Genomic DNA, 16,936 nt, shown 5'->3' on the forward strand with positions numbered 1-16,936 from the left:
TCCCCGCTTGGCAGCATGCCCGAGGGCCAAGCGCGACAACCCGCGCACGATCGCGTCAGTCCGCTTGCCCGCGCGCCCTCCCCTGCTATGCCCAATCTCAACCCGAGATGTGCCCAAACCCAAGGTTTCCATGCGTCCCATCCTGACTGCCCTGCTGCTGTCCGTCGCCGCCCCCGCCCTCGCCGCCACTGGCGAAGGCGAGATCATCGTGCCCTGCGGAGGCCCCTTCTCCAGCTTCGTCCAGAACATGGAGCAAGCCGCCGTCCAACGCGGCGCCGATCCCGCGACCGCGCGCGCGTTCTTTGCCAACGTCCGGCAAGACAGCGCAACGCTGGCCGCCGATCAACGGCAGGGCGTCTTCACCTTGCCCTTCACCGACTTCGCACGCCGTCTGATCTCGAACGCGCGGATGCAGAACGGACAGGCCAACGCCGACCGCTACGCCCAGACGTTCCAACAAGTGCAGTCCCAGTTCGGTGTACCCGAAGGCATCCTGCTGGCCTTCTGGGCCTTCGAGACCGACTACGGCGCGGTGCAGGGCGACTTCAATACAGTGAACTCGCTGGTCACACTCGGGCACGACTGCCGCCGTCCGGGGCTGTTCCAGCCGCAAGTGCTGGCCGCTTTGGAGCTGTATGCGCGCGGCGATCTGGACCCTGCGACCACCACGGGTGCGTGGGCTGGTGAGATCGGCCAGGTGCAGATGCTGCCAGAGGATATCCTGACCAACGGCGTCGATGGGGACGGCGACGGACAGGTGACGCTGAAGACCTCTGCGCCCGATGCCCTTATGTCCGGCGCGAAGATGCTGCAGGATCTGGGCTGGCGCGCGAATGAGCCTTGGCTGCAGGAAATCACTCTTCCGCAGGGCTTCCCGCTGGATCAATCGGGGCTGGAAGTCACGAAGTCGGGCAGCGAATGGGCCGCGATGGGCGTCTCGCCCCGCTCTGGCGGGATCGCAGGGCCGAACCTGCCCGCCAGCGTGATCCTGCCACAAGGACAAGGCGGGCCCGCTTTCCTCGCCTACCCCAACTTCTCTGTCCTGTTCGAGTGGAACCAGTCCTTCACCTACGTGCTGACAGCCGCCTATTTCGCCACCCGTCTTGAGGGCGCGCCCGTCTTCAACGCAGGCAACCCCACGCCGCCGCTGTCGGACGCCGAGATGCGGTCACTTCAGACCAAGCTGCAGTCCATGGGCTACGACGTGGGCAGCGTCGACGGCATCCTTGGCGCAGGCACACGCGGTGCCGTGCGGGCCGAGCAAGCGCGCTTGGGGCTGCCGGTGGACGGGTGGCCCACGCGCCAGTTGCTGAACGCTCTGTAAGACAGGTGCGGCCCGCTTGACACCGGGCCGCCATTCCTCACGTTGCGCACATGACCCCTGACCACATCCCTGCCATCCTGACGCTGACCCTGAACCCGGCGCTGGACCTGTCGTCCGAGACGCCGCGTATCGCACCGGGCCACAAGCTGCGGTGTACAGAGCCCAGGTTGGATCCAGGTGGCGGCGGCATCAACGTCAGCCGTCTTGTCGCCCGACTGGGCGGTGACACGACTGCCTTCGTCGCACTGGGCGGAGGCACGGGAATGCAGTTGGTCGCCGCATTGCAAGCGGAACGGATTTCCACGCGCATCATCCCGATCGGCGGTGAGACCCGTCGATCCCTGTCGGTGCGTGACCTGACCACGGGCGAGCAGTTCCGCTTTATGTTGCCCGGCCCTGCCCTGACAGCCGCCGAATACGATGCCGCTGTCACCGCGCTGACAGAAGAGGCTGCGGCGGGCGATTTCGTGGTGATTTCAGGCTCTTTGCCCACGTGTGCCGCGCCGGACCTGATCAACGACATCGCGCACCGCCTGTCCGAGCAAGGCGCACGGCTGGTGATCGATACCTCGGGTGCGGCGCTGGATCACATTGTCGCGCATCCCCCTGCGGACGGAGCGATCCCGGAGGTCTTGCGTTTTGACCACCTGGAGGCGGAAGAAGCGGCCGGTCGCTTTCTGTCGACCAAGGAAGATACGGCCCGCTTTGCCGCTGATCTCGTCGCACGCGGGATCGCAAGGCGGGTGGTTGTAGGGCGGCAGGCAGAAGGCAACCTGCTGGCCGATGCAACCGGCATCTGGTTTGCGCAGGCGGCGACAGTCACGGTCATATCCACCATCGGCGCGGGCGACAGCTTTCTGGCCGCTCTGACCTTCGTGTTGGCCAGCGGCGCCTCTCCCGCCGAAGCGTTGCAATGGGGCACCGCAGCCGCCAGCGCTGCCGTGGCAACGCCGGGAACGCAGATCTGCACCCCCGAAGCGATCGAAGCACTGCTGCCCGAATGCGCCGTTCTGCCGGTGGCGATCTAGCACAAACCCGCCGCAATCCTTGCCGGACATCCGGCTTCGTCAGCCCTGAAATTTTGGTATACCATGTCAAGATTTTTGGTATACCAAATCAAGCAGGGGAGATTTCGCCGTGGATACACCATCGAAGGTTGCCGTCATTGGCCTGGGCTCCATGGGGTATGGCATCGCCGCTTCTGCCTTGCGGGGTGGCCATCACGTCTGGGGCTTTGACGTCAACACGACCCCGGCCGACCGCTTTCGCCAAGAGGGCGGAGCAGAGGGTACGTTGGCCGATGTCGCCGATGGCTTGGATGTCGCGATACTTGTGGTGTTGAACGCAGCGCAGACCGAAGAGGTGTTGTTCGGCGCAGATGCGCTGGTGCCCCGGTTGCGGCAGGGCGCCGTCGTCATGTCTTGCGCGACCGTGCCGCCGCAATTCGCGCGCGACATGGAAACGCGCTGTTCAAAGGCCGGTGTACTCTACCTGGACGCGCCGATCTCTGGCGGCGCGGTCAAGGCAGCAAGTGGCGATCTGACGATCATGGCATCGGGACCGGATGCGGCCTTTGCGGCGGCGCGACCCGTCTTGGATACCGTCGCGGCGACCGTGTTCGAGCTTGGCGACAGCGCCGGGCCGGGATCCGCGATGAAGGCGACGAACCAGTTGCTGGCGGGCGTCCACATCGCGGCGATGGCCGAAGCGCTGACCTTCGGTATGACCCAAGGCGTGACGCCGGAGGCGTTCCTCAAGGTGATCTCGAAATCCGCAGGCACCAGCTGGATGCTGGAGAACCGCGCCCCCCACGTGATCGACGGCGACTACACGCCGCGCAGTTCGGTCAACATCTGGCCCAAAGATCTGGGGATCGTGCTGGAGATCGCGGAAGACGCAGGCTTCGACGCGCCGATCACCGCGACCGCGCTGGCGCAATACGGCAAGGCGGTCGAGATGGGGTTGGGCGGCGTGGATGACGCGGCGGTGGCCAAGGTCTACGCGCGGCAGGCGGGCCTGACCCTGCCCGGAGAAGACGAATGACCACCGTTCTGGGCTGCATCGCGGATGATTTCACCGGGGCAACCGATCTTGCGGGGCTGCTCGCGCGCTCTGGTGTAAAGGTATCGCTGCGGATGGGCGTGCCTGATGAGACGCCATCCGAGACCGCACCGTTCGAGGTGATCGCCCTGAAAATCAGAACCGTCCCGGTGGATCAGGCCGTTGCGCAGGCGCTGAATGCACTGGAATGGTTGCAGGCTGCGGGCGCGCAGCGGTTCTTTTGGAAGTACTGTTCGACCTTCGACTCCACGGCGGATGGCAACATCGGACCGGTGGCGGAAGCGTTGATGGACGCGCTGGGGTCCACGCAAACGATCTACTGCCCCGCTTTCCCCGAAAACGGGAGGGCGATCTTCATGGGCAACCTGTTCGTGGGCCAGCAGCCCTTGGCCGAAAGCCCGATGAAGGACCATCCGCTGACGCCCATGCGCGATTCCAGCCTGATCCGGCTGCTGAAGCCGCAGGTGACACACCCGGTTTGCCTGGCTGACAGGCTTACGGTGGCAAAGGGGGCGGAAGCCCTACGCGATCACCTGAGCTACCTGTCGTCGGAAGGTGTTGCGCATGTGATCGTCGATGCGGTCGCCGATGAGGATCTGAAGACCATCGCGGAGGCCTGCCACGACATGCCGTTGATGACCGGCGGTTCTGCACTGGCGATGCCGCTGCCAGCGTTGTTCGCAGCCGATGGCCTGTTGGCCGCCGATGCGCCCGGCATGCTGCACCCCGATCTTGGGCCGGGCGCCGTGGTGCTGTCGGGCAGTTGCTCGGCGATGACCAATCAGCAAGTCGCCAGCTACTTGGCGACGGGCGCCGCCGCCTATCGGTTGGACCCGCTGGAACTGGCCGAGCGCGGGCCCGACGCCGCCGTCGCATGGATCGCAGCACAGGATCTGACGAAAACCCCCCTGATCTATGCCACTGCCGATCCAGCGTCCGTGCGCGCAGCGCAAGAGAGGCTGGGCGTCGAGCGGGCCGGGGCCATCGTGGAAGACGCACTTGCCGCCTGTGCCCTGGCCGCGCGAGACGCGGGCGCGCGTCGGTTCGTCGTCGCTGGTGGCGAAACCTCGGGGGCCGTGACGCAGGCGTTGGGTGTGGACCGGCTGGATATCGGAGCCGAGATCGCGCCGGGGGTGCCGTGGTGCTTTGCCGTGTCTGAGGGCACGCCCATTGCGCTAACGCTGAAATCCGGCAACTTCGGAGCCGAGACGTTCTTTGCCGACGCCCTGTCGAAGCTGACCCCATGAGCGAAGAGGCCCGCCTGCGCGACCTGATTTGCCTGTTGGCCAAGTCGATGTTCGACCGGGGGCTGACGGGTGGATCGACCGGCAACATCTCTGCCCGCACGCCCGACGGTGGTCTGCTGGTGTCGCCCACGGGCACATCGTTCGGGCGGCTCGATCCCGCGCGACTGTCACGCTTCGACTCGGATGGAAGGCTGATCGACGGAGACGCACCGACCAAGGAAATGCCGCTACATACCGCGTTTTACGATACGCGCAGCACGGCGGGCGCGGTGGTGCATCTGCATTCCTGCCACTCGGTCGCGTGGTCGATGATGCCGGACGCGAATGAGGATGACTTCCTGCCGCCGCTGACCCCCTACGCAATCATGAAGCTGGGCCGCGTGAAGCTACTGCCGTTTTTCCTGCCCGGCGATCCCGCGATGGGAGAGGCCGTGCGCGGACTGGCGGGCAAGCGCAGCGCGGTGATGCTGGCGAACCACGGGCCTGTCGTCGCGGGCAAGGATGTGGAAGCCGCCTGCAACGCTGTGGAAGAGCTGGAAGACACCGCGCGACTGGCGATGCTGATGCGGGGATATGACGCGCGCGCGTTGACGCCCGAACAGGTGCAGGCGGTTGTCACGAAATTCGATGTGGAGTGGGACGGATGAAGTTCTCGGCCAACCTTGGGTTTCTATGGACCGACCGCCCCCTGCCAGATGCGATCCGGGCGGCCCATGCAGCAGGCTTCGACGCGGTGGAATGCCATTGGCCGTATGACGTGCCGGCGGCAGAGGTGAAGGCGGCGCTAGATCAGACCGGATTGAGGATGCTGGGCCTTAACACCCGGCGCGGCGATGTGGCAGGCGGCGAGAACGGGGTAGCCGCCCTGCCCGGTCGCGAGGAAGATGCGCGCGCGTTCATCGACGAGGCGTTGGCCTATGCCGTGCAGATCGGCGCGGGCTGCATACATGTGATGGGCGGGTTCGCGCGCGGTGACGCGGCGCTGGCGGCCTACGTCTCTAACCTGCGCTACGCCTGCGATGCCGCTGCGCCGCAGGGGATCACGATCCTGATCGAGCCCCTGAACCGCCATGACGCGCCCGGCTACGTCCTGCGCACCACGGATCAGGCCGCGGAAATCATCGAGGCCGTCGGCGCGGCGAATCTGAAGATCATGTTCGACTGCTACCATGTCGGGCGCACTGAAGGCGACGTGACCACCCGCCTGCGCGCGCTGTTGCCGATGGTGGGGCATATCCAGTTCGCCTCTGTCCCCGACCGGGGCACGCCGGATCATGGAGAGCTGGACTACGCCTACGTCTTCGCCGCCATCCGCGATCTGGGGTGGGAGGCACCGCTGGGTGCCGAATACAAATCGGCAAAGCCGACCGATGAGACGCTGGCTTGGCTGGCCCCGATACGGGAGCGGTTCGCATGACCACCCGGATTGAAGCCGACTACCTGATCGAAACGCCTGTCGATCCTGCGAAGGCTGCTGCGGCGATGGCGGGCGAACAAAGCTCTGGCACCTTCGTTGCCGTGCCCGGAGAGACGCCCGAGTTGCACGAACGCTCTGCCGCGCGGGTCGAGGCATTGGAGGTCGTGGAAACGGTCGATGCCCCGTCGTTGCCCGGCGGGGCCACGGGCGACAGCTACACCCGCGCGCGCGTCACCCTGTCGTGGCCGTTGGACAACATAGGACCGGACCTGCCGAACCTGATGGCCACGGTCACGGGCAATCTGTTCGAGTTGAACCAGTTTTCCGGCCTGCGCATCCTCGATCTGCGGCTACCGGAAGCGTTCGCCGATGCCTACCCCGGCCCGAAGCACGGCATCCCCGGCACGCGCGATCTTGCTGGCGTGGCCGAAGGCCCGCTGATCGGGACGATCATCAAGCCCTCTGTCGGATTCAACGCAGAGCAGACCGCCGATCTGGTTGGCACGCTCTGCGATGCGGGCATCGATTTCATCAAGGACGACGAGTTGCAGGCCGACGGCCCGGCCTGCCCCTTCGAGGACCGCGCCCGCGCGGTAATGCGCGTGGTGAACGACCACGCCGACCGTACGGGCAAGAAGGTCATGTATGCCTTCAACCTGACCGGAGAAGTCGATCAGATGCGCCGCCGTCACGACCTGATCCGCGAACTGGGGGGAACCTGCGTGATGGTCTCGCTCAACTCGGTCGGGCTGTCGGGTTTTCTGGGCCTGTCGCGCCACGCAGACCTGCCGATTCACGCGCATCGGAACGGCTGGGGGTATCTCAGCCGCGCGCCGATGCTGGGATGGGACTATGCCGCGTGGTCGAAGTTCTGGCGGCTGGCGGGCGCGGATCATTTGCACGTCAACGGCTTGCGCAACAAGTTCAGCGAGCCGGACGACAGTGTAATGGCCTCGGCCCGGTCGCTGTTGGAGCCGATGTTCGAGAGCAAGCCGTGCGTTCCGATGCCGGTGTTTTCGTCCGGGCAGTCGGCGGTGCAACCGCCGGAGACTTACCGTCAGCTGGGCAGTGCCGATTGCATCTACGCGGCGGGCGGTGGGATCATGGCGCACCCCGGCGGCGTGGCGGCGGGCTTGCAAAGCCTGCGTGACGCGTGGGATGCGGCCATCGCGGGCGTTTCGGCGGATGACTACGCCAAGGACCACCCGGCGCTGGCCGCAGCACTCGGCAAATATCGCGCATGAGCCTGCCGGACGGCATATTGATCGGCTGGGTCGGCGATGACTTCACCGGATCGGCGGCGAGCATGGAGGTGCTGGAGTTTTCTGGTGTGCCCGCGGTTCTGTTTCTGGACGTACCGACGCCGGAGCAACTGGCGCGGTTCCCGGACGTGCGCGCGGTCGGCGTCGCCACGACCGCGCGCAGCCATGCGCCAGATTGGATGGACCGCCATCTGCCGCCGATTTTCGACTTCCTGCGTAAGACAGGCGCGCCGGTCATCCACTACAAGACCTGCTCTACACTAGATTCCGCGCCGCATGTGGGATCTATCGGCAGGGCGATAGAGATCGGACAGGGGGCGGTGGGCAGCGATACCGTGCCGTTCCTCGTCGCCGCGCCGATCATGCGGCGCTATCAGGCGTTCGGGCATCTGTTCGCAAGCGCTGGCGCGGACGTGTATCGGCTGGACCGGCATCCGGTAATGGCCCGCCATCCGGCCACGCCGATGACCGAGTCCGACGTGGCGCGGCATCTGTCAGCACAGACGGATTTGCCGGTCGGTGTGCAGACGGTCGAGGATCTGGAGCGCGACGCGCCCACTTTTCTAGCAAACGGCGGTATCGTCACGCTGGACGCGATGACCGACTCACACATGGGAACGAACGGCGCGCTGATCTGGGCCCGGCCTCAGCCCTGTTTCGTCGCCGGATCACAGGGCATCGAATACGCATTGATCGCGCATTGGCGGGCGACTGGCGACCTGCCGCACACCGTCCGCACCGACGGCGTCGGCTCCGTGGATCGCATCGTCGCGGTGTCGGGCTCCGTCTCGCCCACCACCGCCGATCAGATCGCCTGGGCCGGGGCGAACGGGTTCGAGGTCATCGCGCTGGACGCGGCGTCCGTCGTCGCGGGCGGCTCGGCGGACGCCACGTTCGACGCTGCGATCCGCGCGCTGGAGGCGGGCCGCGACCCGCTGATCTGCACCGCGCGGGGGCCGGACGATCCGGCGGTTGCACGAATGAAAGCGGCCTGCGACGGGATCGACGCAGAGACCGCGAACGCCCGCATCGGGGCGGCGCTGGGGCAAGTGCTGAAACGCATTCTGACGCAGACTGGCCTGACCCGCGCCGTCATTTCTGGCGGTGACACATCGGGCCACGCCTGCCGCGAGTTGGGGCTGTTCGCCTTTACCGCGCTGGCCCCGACCATCCCCGGCGCGGCGCTGCTACAAGCGCACTCCGACGACCCCGCGCTGGTGGGTCTGCAACTGGCGCTGAAGGGCGGGCAGATGGGAAGCGACGATTATTTCGGCTGGATCAAACGCGGCGGTGGGGCCGCCTGATGGAGAGAGACATGACAAAAGTTGCACTGCTGGGCGCGGGCGGAAAGATGGGCGTGCGTCTGGCGCAGAACCTCAAGCCGACGCGGTTCGAGATCGACCACGTGGAGGTCAGCGAAGCTGGGCGCCAGCGTCTGAAGGACGAGGTTGGCGTGGATGCCGTGACCGATGGCGACAACGCGATCTCCGACGCTGACGTGGTGCTGATGGCGGTGCCCGACCGGCTGATCGGAAAAATCGCCCATGGCTTCGTCGAAAAGCTCAAGCCCGGTGCCGCCGTCATCGTGCTGGACGCCGCCGCCCCCTACGCGGGCGAGATGCCCAAGCGCGATGATGTCACCTATTTCTGCACGCACCCCTGCCATCCGCATATTCTGGAGCCGCACGACAGCATCGAGGCGCAGAAGGACTACTTCGGTGGCATCGCAGCCCCGCAAGGGATCGTCTGCGCGCTGATCCAAGGGCCGGAAGAGCACTATGCCCTGTGCGAAGAGATCGCCAAGATCATCTACGCGCCGGTCGCCCGCTCGCACCGCTGCACGCTGGAGGGGATCGCCATTCTGGAGCCTGCCCTGTCCGAAACGGTCGCCGCCACCATGGCGCTGGCCCTGCGCGACGCGACGGACCGCGCGGTGTCCATGGGCGTGCCGGAAGCCGCGGCGCATGACTTTATTCTGGGTCACCTGAAGATCGAACTGGCCATCGCCTTCGGTATCTTCCCGGAGGGCAAATTCTCGGACGGAGCATTGATGGCTATCGACAAGGCGAAGTCGGTCATCTTCAAGGAAGACTGGTTGGATCAGATCTTCTCGCTCGATGCGGTGAAGACGTCCGTGAAAGACATCTGCGCCGGATAGGCGATCAGGGGAGGAGACCCGATGACCAAGACACTCGCAATCGGCGGCTATACGGAAACGGACCGCGCGGCCTATGAGGCAGATCTATCGCCCGTCTTTCTGGACGGACCCGCCGCATTGGCTGACATGGAAGAGGCCGCACGCGCCGAAGTGACCGCCATCGGCTACAAGGGCCACCATGCCTTTGGGGCCGAGCAGATGGACCTGCTGCCGAACCTTGGTCTGATCGCCAACTTCGGCGTGGGCTACGACGCCATCAACATCCCCGCCGCCGACGCGCGCGGGGTCAAGGTGACGAACACGCCCGACGTGCTGAACGACGATGTGGCCGACCTCGCCGTGGGAATGCTGCTCGCCCAGGTGCGCGAGATGATGCAGGCAAGCGAATGGGCGCGCGATGGCAACTGGGCGGAAAAGGGCGAATACCGGCTGAACCGCAAGGTGTCCGGCAACACCGTCGGCATCCTTGGGCTGGGTCGCATCGGGCACGAGATCGCGGACCGGCTGGCAGCGTTCAAGATGGACATTCATTACTGGTCGCGCTCGGAAAAAGAGACGCCGGGCTGGACCTACCACGACGATCCGGTGGCGTTGGCGCAAGCAGTGGATTTCCTGATAGTCGCCTTGGTCGGCGGCCCAGACACGGAAAAGTTCGTGTCGAAAGAGGTCATCGCCGCGATGGGTGAGCGGGGCGTGCTGATCAACATCTCTCGCGGGTCGACCGTGGACGAAGAGGCGCTGATCGCCGCGTTGAAGGACGGCACCATCTCGGGCGCGGGGCTGGACGTGTTCCTGAACGAACCGAAGATCGACGCGCGGTTCTACGACCTCCCGAATGTGGTCATCCAGCCGCACCAAGGCTCCGGCACCGTCGAGACACGGGCCGCCATGGGGCAGCTTCAGCGCGACAACATCACAGCGTTCCACGCGGGTGACAGCCTGCTTACGCCGGTGAACTAGGGGTACGATGATGCGCGAAAACCACTTCAAGAAAGCGATCCTGAACGGCGAGCAGCAGATCGGCATTTGGCATATGACGCGTGACACCCAGATCACCGAGATGCTGGGCGGCTGCGGGTTCGACTGGGTGCTGATCGATTGCGAACACACGCCGAATTCCGAAGCTGACGTGCTGGGCATGTTGCAGGCGCTGAACGGCAGCCCGTCGATGCCCGCCGTCCGCCCGACGCACCTGAACGTGGCAGAAATCAAGCGCCTGCTGGATATCGGCGCGCAGACGCTGATCGTGCCCTACGTCCAGACCGTGGAAGAGGCCAAGCTTGCCGCTGCTGCCGTCAGTTATCCGCCCGAAGGCGTGCGCGGTGTCTCTGGTGGGTCGCGGTCCAGCATGTATGGCACCGTGCCGGGCTACTTCCAGAAGGCGCGCGACGAGATCTGCCTGATCATCCAGATCGAAACCGTCTCTGCCATGGACCAGTTGGAAGACATTGCCGCGGTTCCGGGAATCGACGGCATCTTCATCGGCCCCGCCGATCTGGCAGCCTCCATGGGTCATCCGGGCAATACCGGCCACCCGGATGTGGTCGAGGCCATCTTGTCCGCGATGAAACGCATCCGCGCGGCGGGCAAACCCGCGGGCTTCCTGTCCGCCGACCAGACGATGCTGGACAAGGTGGTCGAGGCGGGCTGCACGTTCACTGCCGTCGATATCGACTTCGGCCTGCTCCGTCGCGCGGCACTGGACCGACTGGCGACCTGCCGGAAGTTCAAGGGCTAGGCGGCTCGGGAAGTGGACTGCCCCGGTGTCTTCAGGAGAGGCCAGATCAGTGGACGAGGCTGCCGTTAGCCGAAGGTGAAGAAACTCAGCAGCCCCGCAGGCGGAGGTTCGAGACGAATTAAAGCATAGAACCAGTTGGGTTTCAGTATGCGAGGCCTTGGTTCCGATAAAGGAAGCTGGTGAGAAGATATGGCTTCAACCGCTGCAGGAACAGCTTGATCTGACTTTCTCAGCGGCCTCGACCTCGATCATTCGGCTTGCAATCGCTTGAAGGATCATCTGCCTGTGTGAGCCGTGGGGGCACCAAGACTTCCACGCTTAGTCAAATTCCGGACGCTGCCCCTTTTCCTGCACTGCGACCGAAGACGGCACCAGAGGTCAGGCCAGAGCCGCCCGGGTAGCCTTCTTAGAAAACACCTCCGACAAGCTCTCCGGCGGCGAAGAGACCGGGGATCGGCGCGTCGTCTGCGTCCAGAACGGCGCCGTCGTCAGAGACCTTCAGCCCCCCATAAGTAAAGGTGATGCCGCCTGTCACGGGATAGGCTTTGAAGGGCGGGGTATCGAGCATCTGCGCCCAGTTCGACTTGGGCAACGGCAGTCCTTTGGTGCCCTTTCCGTCAAGCACAGTCGGGTCGAAGGCGACATCGGCGTTCACAGCCTCGTTGAACGCGCTGATCGTCGCGCGGGCCGCAGTGGGATCGACGCCGTCCAGTTTCTCGCACAGCTCTTCCAGCGTGTCGGCCTGCACGAAATGCGCGTCGTGAAAGCGATATTCGGCGTAGAGCAGATCATCCACTTTCGCGTCGAAGATCTGCCAGGCGAAATGGCCGGGCTGTTCCAGCACCGCCTTGCCGAATTGCGCGTAGGTGTAGTTGCGGAAGTTCTCGCCTTCGTCGACGAAACGCTGGCCCTCGGCATTCACCATGATGCCGAGGAAATAGCAGACCTCGCGGTAGTTCTTCCGCTCGGCCGCGGGTAGATCAAGGCCACCGAAATCGGCCATATGCAGGTCCATCGGCGTGGCGTGCGCGCCCGGATACAGGCCGTAGCGCTGGGCGCCGACGGTATCCGCCATCGCAAGCCCGTCACCGGTATTGTGCGGCGTGCCGCGCACTTTCGCCTTGTCCCAATGTCCGCCCATTAGCGTCTTGCGCATCTCGGCGCTGGCCTCGAACCCGCCGCTGGCGAGGATCACGGCGTCGGCCAGAATGTCTTCATCACCGACCTTCACGCCCGTGACGCGGCCACCTTCGGTCAGCAAGCTGGTCACGGCGCTATCGTAGCGGACCGTGCCGCCAAGGCGCTGGAACGCGGCCAGTTCCATGTCGAACAGGCCGACGCCTTCGTTCTCGGCGGCTAGCGTCAGGCCACCCCAGAACACGTGGCGACCGTCCTTCTCAAAGCTCTGGCGGCTGTAGATCGGCTCGAATTTTACGCCATGCTGGCCCAGCCATTGCATCGCGTCCAGCGACTCGCCGATCAGGCGGTTCTGCTAGGGCGACAGGGGCCGGCCTCCGTTGAAGCCCAGCAAATCCTCGGCGAACTTGGCGCGGCTGTAGCCGCCGAAGTCGGTGGTGGCGAGGCGCGGATCGTTCGGGTCCTTCAGCAACGGCAGCAGATCGTCGGCCCCATCATAGGCAAACCGCATGGCGCCAGCGGTGTATTTGGTGTTGCCACCCGCCAGCGCCTTGCCAGCCTTCTCCAACATCAAGACCTGCGCGCCGCCTTCCAGCGCGGCAAGACCCGCACACATGGCAGCATTGCCCGATCCCACGACGATAACCTGCTTTGACATTTGTAATTCCTCCGATTAGCAATTTGTGCATCCGAGTGGATACAATTTGGAAAGACCGTCGATGACCGCCGATCCAACAGACCTGTCACAAGGCGGCGTGGCCTTCGCCAAACTGATGCAGGCGATAGAAGCGGGTCAGTATCGGCCCGGTGATCGCCTGCGCGAGGTCGAGATTGCCGAGCGCCTGTCCCTGTCGCGCACCCCGGTCCGAGAGGCGTTGCGGCGGCTTGAGGCCGAAAACATCATCGAACACCGCCCCCGCGTCGGTGCCGTCATCCGTAAGTTGGAGCAGTCCGAGGTCGTCGAGCTTTATGAGATGCGACTGGTGCTGGAACGCACGGCCGCGCAGCTCGCCGCCAAGCACGCCGTCGCGGCAGAGGTCGACGTGCTGGCCGGATTGAACGACGATCTGGCCGCCTGTGAAGACGATCCCGCGCGGGCAGCGGCGATCAATCAGAGCTTTCACCGCACGATCTACCTTTCGGCGCGCAACCGGTTCCTGCTGGACGCCGCGCGCGCGATGAACAACGCGCTGCTGCTGCTTGGCCCGACCACGCTGGCAGATGCCGAACGGATCGCGACCGTGGCGGACCAGCATCGCCAGATCATCGAAGCCATACGCGCAGGTGATATCGACGTGGCAGGCGCGGCGGCAGAGGCGCATCTGCAAACCTCTTTGCGCTACCGTCTGCGGGCCATGCGCGAATGATCCGTATCGCGATCACACACGCAATCGCCGCTACGGGCGTCGCGGTCTTCCTGGTCCTGTCACTGCCCTTGCCGTGGCTGCTTGGACCGATCTTCGCCTGCCTGATCGCGGCGCTTGCGGGCGTGCCCATGCGCGGAATCCCGGTCCTGAACAACGCCATGCGCTCTATCTTGGGCGTCGCGGTGGGGGCGACCTTTACCACCGCGCTTGTGATCACGATGGCCTCAATGTGGTCGACGCTGATCCTTGTCCCGGTGATGGTCGCGGCGATCGGGCTTGTCGGCGTGCCGTATTTCCAGCGGCTCTGGGGCTTTGATTTCGCCACCAGCTACTACGGCGCGATGCCCGGCGGTTTGCAGGACATGCTGATCTTCGGAGAGGAAGCGGGCGGCAATGTTCGCGCGCTGTCCCTGATTCACGCGACGCGCGTCATGGTGATCGTGGTAGCGCTGCCGTTTATCCTGCAGGGCTACTGGGGCGTGGACCTGAGCAACCCGCCCGGAGCGCCGGCCGCCAGCCTCCCGCTGGCGCAGATGGCACTGATGGTCGTGGCGGGGCTTGGCGGCTGGCAGATCGCCAAGCGGGTGGGGCTGTTCGGAGCCTCTATCCTCGGCCCGATGATCCTGGCGGGTATCTTCGCGCTGGCGGGGCTGTTGCAACACCGCCCCCCAGCAGAGGCGATCTGGGCCGCGCAGTTCTTCATCGGACTGACGGTGGGCACAAAATACGCGGGCGTAACGGCAAAGGAGGTGCGGCATGACGTATCCGCCGCCTTCGGATTTTGCATCGTCCTGCTGATCCTATCGGCGATTTTCGTGGAGGCGATCCACCTCTTCTCGCTTGCCCCGCCGATGGAGACCCTGTTGGCCTTCGCCCCCGGCGGTCAGGCCGAGATGGCCGTGCTTGCCCTGATCGCGGGGGCCGATCTGGCCTTCGTCATCGCGCATCACGTTCTGCGGATCGTGGTCGTCATCCTCGGCGCACCCATCGCGGCGCGGCTGTTCAAGCCTGCACCAAAGGGGTAGGCGGATGGCCGGACCCGACCATGGCGATCAGAACCTGCGCCAGCGTCTCTTGATCTTCCGGCAAATCGGCGCGGTTCAGGTAGGGCCCGCGCGAGGTGCCGCCGCGCATGAAATGGAAGGGGATCGCGGTTTGGGTCATGTCAGGGGCCATGGCAGGTCGATGAAGTTTTGCAGCAGTCCGGGCGGGAAGTCGCGGTTCAGCGTCCACGCCATGCCGCAGATGAAGGCGATCCCGGCGACGGTGTAAAGCACGGCATGGCCCCAACCCTTGCCCGCGCGGTAGCGGATGAAGAGAGCCAGAAAGCCTGCCAGCGCGATGATGAACCCGAACAGCGCCGAGGCGATCAGAAGGCTCACGAACCACGCCAGCGTGGCCCACAGGCCGTAGGCATTGTCATCCGCTTCCTGCGCTTCGCGGTCGGCGAAGACGGGCGCGGTCTCACCCGCGCGCATCATTTGTACCAAGAGGAAAGCGCGACCGATCAAGGCAACGGTGACCACGAAGATCGGAAAGACCCGGTCCATACGAGCGTAGTCGGGGATGAGGACGGCGTTCCAATAGGCCACTGCGACGTAGCCGGTGATCGCCAGCATGAAGACCAGCGGCGCGCGTTTGCTGCCGGAAGACACCGCGCCTTCGGCCTGGATTGTCTTGGCCTGCCGCAGACCGACGACGACGGACAAGAGCGTGATGATGATCAGCACGATCACGATGGGGCTGAAGATGTAGTCGATGCCGTCTTCGAACCCGCGACGGAAACGGGACGCTCCGATCTGGTAGGCCTGGTTGGTGTAGCGCTCTGCCGGGCCGGACAGCACGAAGCCGATCAGGAAAGCCGGGCGCGACCAGTCGAAGCGGCGCATCAGGATGCCCAGAAGACCGATGCCGAACAGGGCAACCAGATCCCAGATTTCTTGCCGGGACTGGAACGCCACGAAGCTGATGATCATGAACAGGAAAGGGGCCAGCAAGGCGAAGCGGATCTGCGTGAGCCGCGCGATTTCGCCAGATGCAGCGATGCACAGAACCGTGCCCACCACATTCGCCAGCGCCAGAAGCCAGACGATGGCATCGGTGAAATCAAGGTTGTTCTTCAGCATCGACGGCCCGACCTCGATCGAGCCGGTGCCCAGAAGCGCCACGGCAGAGATGAAGATCGCCATCGAACCCGATCCGGGGATGCCGAACAGTAGCGTCGGCACCAGCCCGCCGCCTTCCTTTGCGTTGTTCGAGCTTTCCGGCCCGATCACGCCGCGCACGTCGCCCTTGCCGAACTCGGATTTGTCCCGCGCGCCCTGAACCGTGTGCCCGTAGGCGATCCAGTCCACGACCGATCTACCAAGCCCGGGGATGACGCCGACGACCACGCCGATCAGCGAGCAGCGCATGGACAGCCACTTGTTCGCCCACCAGTCGCGCACGCCGTCGACCCAGCCACCGCCGATGGGCGCGCGATCTGAAATCGCCTTGTCGCGGCGCAAAAGGGCGATGATCTCGGGGATGGCGAAGATGCCTAGGCCGACGATGACCAGCCGAAGGCCATCGGCGATGTAGGGTATGTCATACGTTGACATGCGCAGCGCGCCAGAGCTTGCGCCCTCGCCGATGGTGCCCACAAGGATGCCCAGACAGGCCGCGATCAGACCCTTCAGCGCCACCCGACCGGCAAGGATGCCGACCATCGACAGCCCAAAGATCGTGATCATCAACAGCTCTGGCGTCTGGAACAGCAGAACCACGGGACGCGCGGCCAGGATGAAGACGGTCAGGAACGCCGCCCCCACCAACCCGCCGAACAGCGACGACGCGAAGGCCGCCGACAGGGCACGCGCGGCCATGCCCTTCTTCGCCATGGGAAAGCCGTCGAGCACGGTCGCCTGCGAAGCGGAAGAGCCGGGGATACCCATCAAGACGCTCGCGAAGGTATCGGATGTCGGGACCACCGCGACCATGCCGACCATCAGGGCAAGGCCGGTCGCAGGTTCCATCCCGAACATGAAGGGCAGCAACAGCGACAGGCCCGCGATACCGCCTAGGCCGGGAAAGACGCCAATGCACAGGCCCATCACCACGCCAAGCACAAGGAACCCCAGCACGTGGACCTGCATGATCATGCCAAACGCATCGTTAAGCGCAGGCAGTGCTGTCGCGAAGACATCCATCACGGATTCCCCCAGAAAGTTCGAAAAAAAACCCACC

14 protein-coding genes and 2 pseudogenes are annotated in these 16,936 nt (G+C 64.9%); 13 read left to right on the forward strand and 3 right to left on the reverse strand.

Translation table 11 applies throughout. From position 1 onward, the window contains the following. Window positions 1–130: 130 nt before the first annotated feature. From FIU81_RS12940 to FIU81_RS12990, 11 genes are all read left to right on the forward strand, one after another. A complete protein-coding gene (locus FIU81_RS12940) occupies window positions 131–1,324 on the forward strand; it encodes a lytic murein transglycosylase (protein ID WP_124110673.1) in 1,194 nt (397 codons plus the stop codon). Between the two features lie 50 nt (window positions 1,325–1,374). Beyond that, complete coding sequence (locus FIU81_RS12945) at window positions 1,375–2,352, forward strand: 1-phosphofructokinase family hexose kinase (RefSeq protein ID WP_124110672.1); 978 nt, start codon at window positions 1,375–1,377, stop codon at window positions 2,350–2,352. 151 nt (window positions 2,353–2,503) lie between these two features. Beyond that, the gene (ltnD, locus tag FIU81_RS12950) at window positions 2,504–3,367 is read left to right on the forward strand and encodes an L-threonate dehydrogenase (protein WP_254696063.1); all 864 of its coding nucleotides are present in this window, start codon (window positions 2,504–2,506) and stop codon (window positions 3,365–3,367) included. Next, complete coding sequence (otnK, locus tag FIU81_RS12955; RefSeq protein WP_124110670.1) at window positions 3,364–4,632, forward strand: 3-oxo-tetronate kinase; 1,269 nt, start codon at window positions 3,364–3,366, stop codon at window positions 4,630–4,632. The genes ltnD and otnK overlap by 4 nt, the downstream gene beginning before the upstream one ends. Next, entirely contained in the window at window positions 4,629–5,279 is a 651-nt protein-coding gene (locus tag FIU81_RS12960; RefSeq protein WP_124110669.1) for an aldolase, read from the forward strand. The genes otnK and FIU81_RS12960 overlap by 4 nt, the downstream gene beginning before the upstream one ends. Continuing rightward, window positions 5,276–6,049 (forward strand): hydroxypyruvate isomerase family protein, encoded by a 774-nt coding sequence (locus tag FIU81_RS12965; RefSeq protein WP_124110668.1) that lies wholly within the window; start codon window positions 5,276–5,278, stop codon window positions 6,047–6,049. The genes FIU81_RS12960 and FIU81_RS12965 overlap by 4 nt, the downstream gene beginning before the upstream one ends. Beyond that, window positions 6,046–7,293, forward strand: a complete 1,248-nt coding sequence (locus FIU81_RS12970) for a ribulose-bisphosphate carboxylase large subunit family protein (protein ID WP_124110667.1) — start codon at window positions 6,046–6,048, stop codon at window positions 7,291–7,293. Before FIU81_RS12965 ends, FIU81_RS12970 begins: the two co-directional genes overlap by 4 nt. Further along, window positions 7,290–8,615: a four-carbon acid sugar kinase family protein gene (locus FIU81_RS12975; protein ID WP_124110666.1), complete on the forward strand. Its 1,326-nt coding sequence runs from the start codon at window positions 7,290–7,292 to the stop codon at window positions 8,613–8,615. The genes FIU81_RS12970 and FIU81_RS12975 overlap by 4 nt, the downstream gene beginning before the upstream one ends. Before the next feature lie 11 nt (window positions 8,616–8,626). Further along, entirely contained in the window at window positions 8,627–9,469 is an 843-nt protein-coding gene (locus FIU81_RS12980; protein WP_124110665.1) for a phosphogluconate dehydrogenase C-terminal domain-containing protein, read from the forward strand. 21 nt (window positions 9,470–9,490) lie between these two features. Beyond that, window positions 9,491–10,429 carry a 2-hydroxyacid dehydrogenase gene (locus FIU81_RS12985; RefSeq protein ID WP_124110664.1) on the forward strand — a complete coding sequence of 313 codons (939 nt, stop codon included), beginning with the start codon at window positions 9,491–9,493 and terminating at the stop codon, window positions 10,427–10,429. Window positions 10,430–10,439: 10 nt separating this feature from the next. Beyond that, window positions 10,440–11,207 carry an HpcH/HpaI aldolase family protein gene (locus tag FIU81_RS12990; RefSeq protein ID WP_124110663.1) on the forward strand — a complete coding sequence of 256 codons (768 nt, stop codon included), beginning with the start codon at window positions 10,440–10,442 and terminating at the stop codon, window positions 11,205–11,207. Window positions 11,208–11,613: 406 nt separating this feature from the next. Here FIU81_RS12990 and tcuA read toward each other — a convergent pair. After that, window positions 11,614–13,002: pseudogene (tcuA, locus tag FIU81_RS12995) on the reverse strand (FAD-dependent tricarballylate dehydrogenase TcuA). A 61-nt stretch (window positions 13,003–13,063) separates the two neighbouring features. Here tcuA and FIU81_RS13000 point away from each other — a divergent pair. Beyond that, window positions 13,064–13,711, forward strand: a complete 648-nt coding sequence (locus tag FIU81_RS13000; RefSeq protein ID WP_124110662.1) for a GntR family transcriptional regulator — start codon at window positions 13,064–13,066, stop codon at window positions 13,709–13,711. Beyond that, a complete protein-coding gene (locus FIU81_RS13005) occupies window positions 13,708–14,736 on the forward strand; it encodes an AbrB family transcriptional regulator (protein WP_124110661.1) in 1,029 nt (342 codons plus the stop codon). Before FIU81_RS13000 ends, FIU81_RS13005 begins: the two co-directional genes overlap by 4 nt. A 1-nt stretch (window position 14,737) precedes the next feature. On the opposite strand, the pseudogene FIU81_RS13010 reads toward FIU81_RS13005, so the two are convergent. Together FIU81_RS13010 and FIU81_RS13015 are read right to left on the reverse strand one after the other, a co-directional pair. Beyond that, window positions 14,738–14,875 (reverse strand): annotated as a pseudogene (locus FIU81_RS13010) (PrpF domain-containing protein); the annotation flags it as partial. After that, window positions 14,872–16,899 (reverse strand): tripartite tricarboxylate transporter permease, encoded by a 2,028-nt coding sequence (locus FIU81_RS13015; RefSeq protein ID WP_124110660.1) that lies wholly within the window; start codon window positions 16,897–16,899, stop codon window positions 14,872–14,874. The gene FIU81_RS13015 and the pseudogene FIU81_RS13010, both read right to left, overlap by 4 nt. Window positions 16,900–16,936 lie beyond the last annotated feature (37 nt).

Origin of the sequence: Palleronia sp. THAF1 (genome assembly GCF_009363795.1) — a bacterium.
In the GTDB taxonomy this organism is placed as follows: Bacteria; Pseudomonadota; Alphaproteobacteria; order Rhodobacterales; family Rhodobacteraceae; genus Palleronia.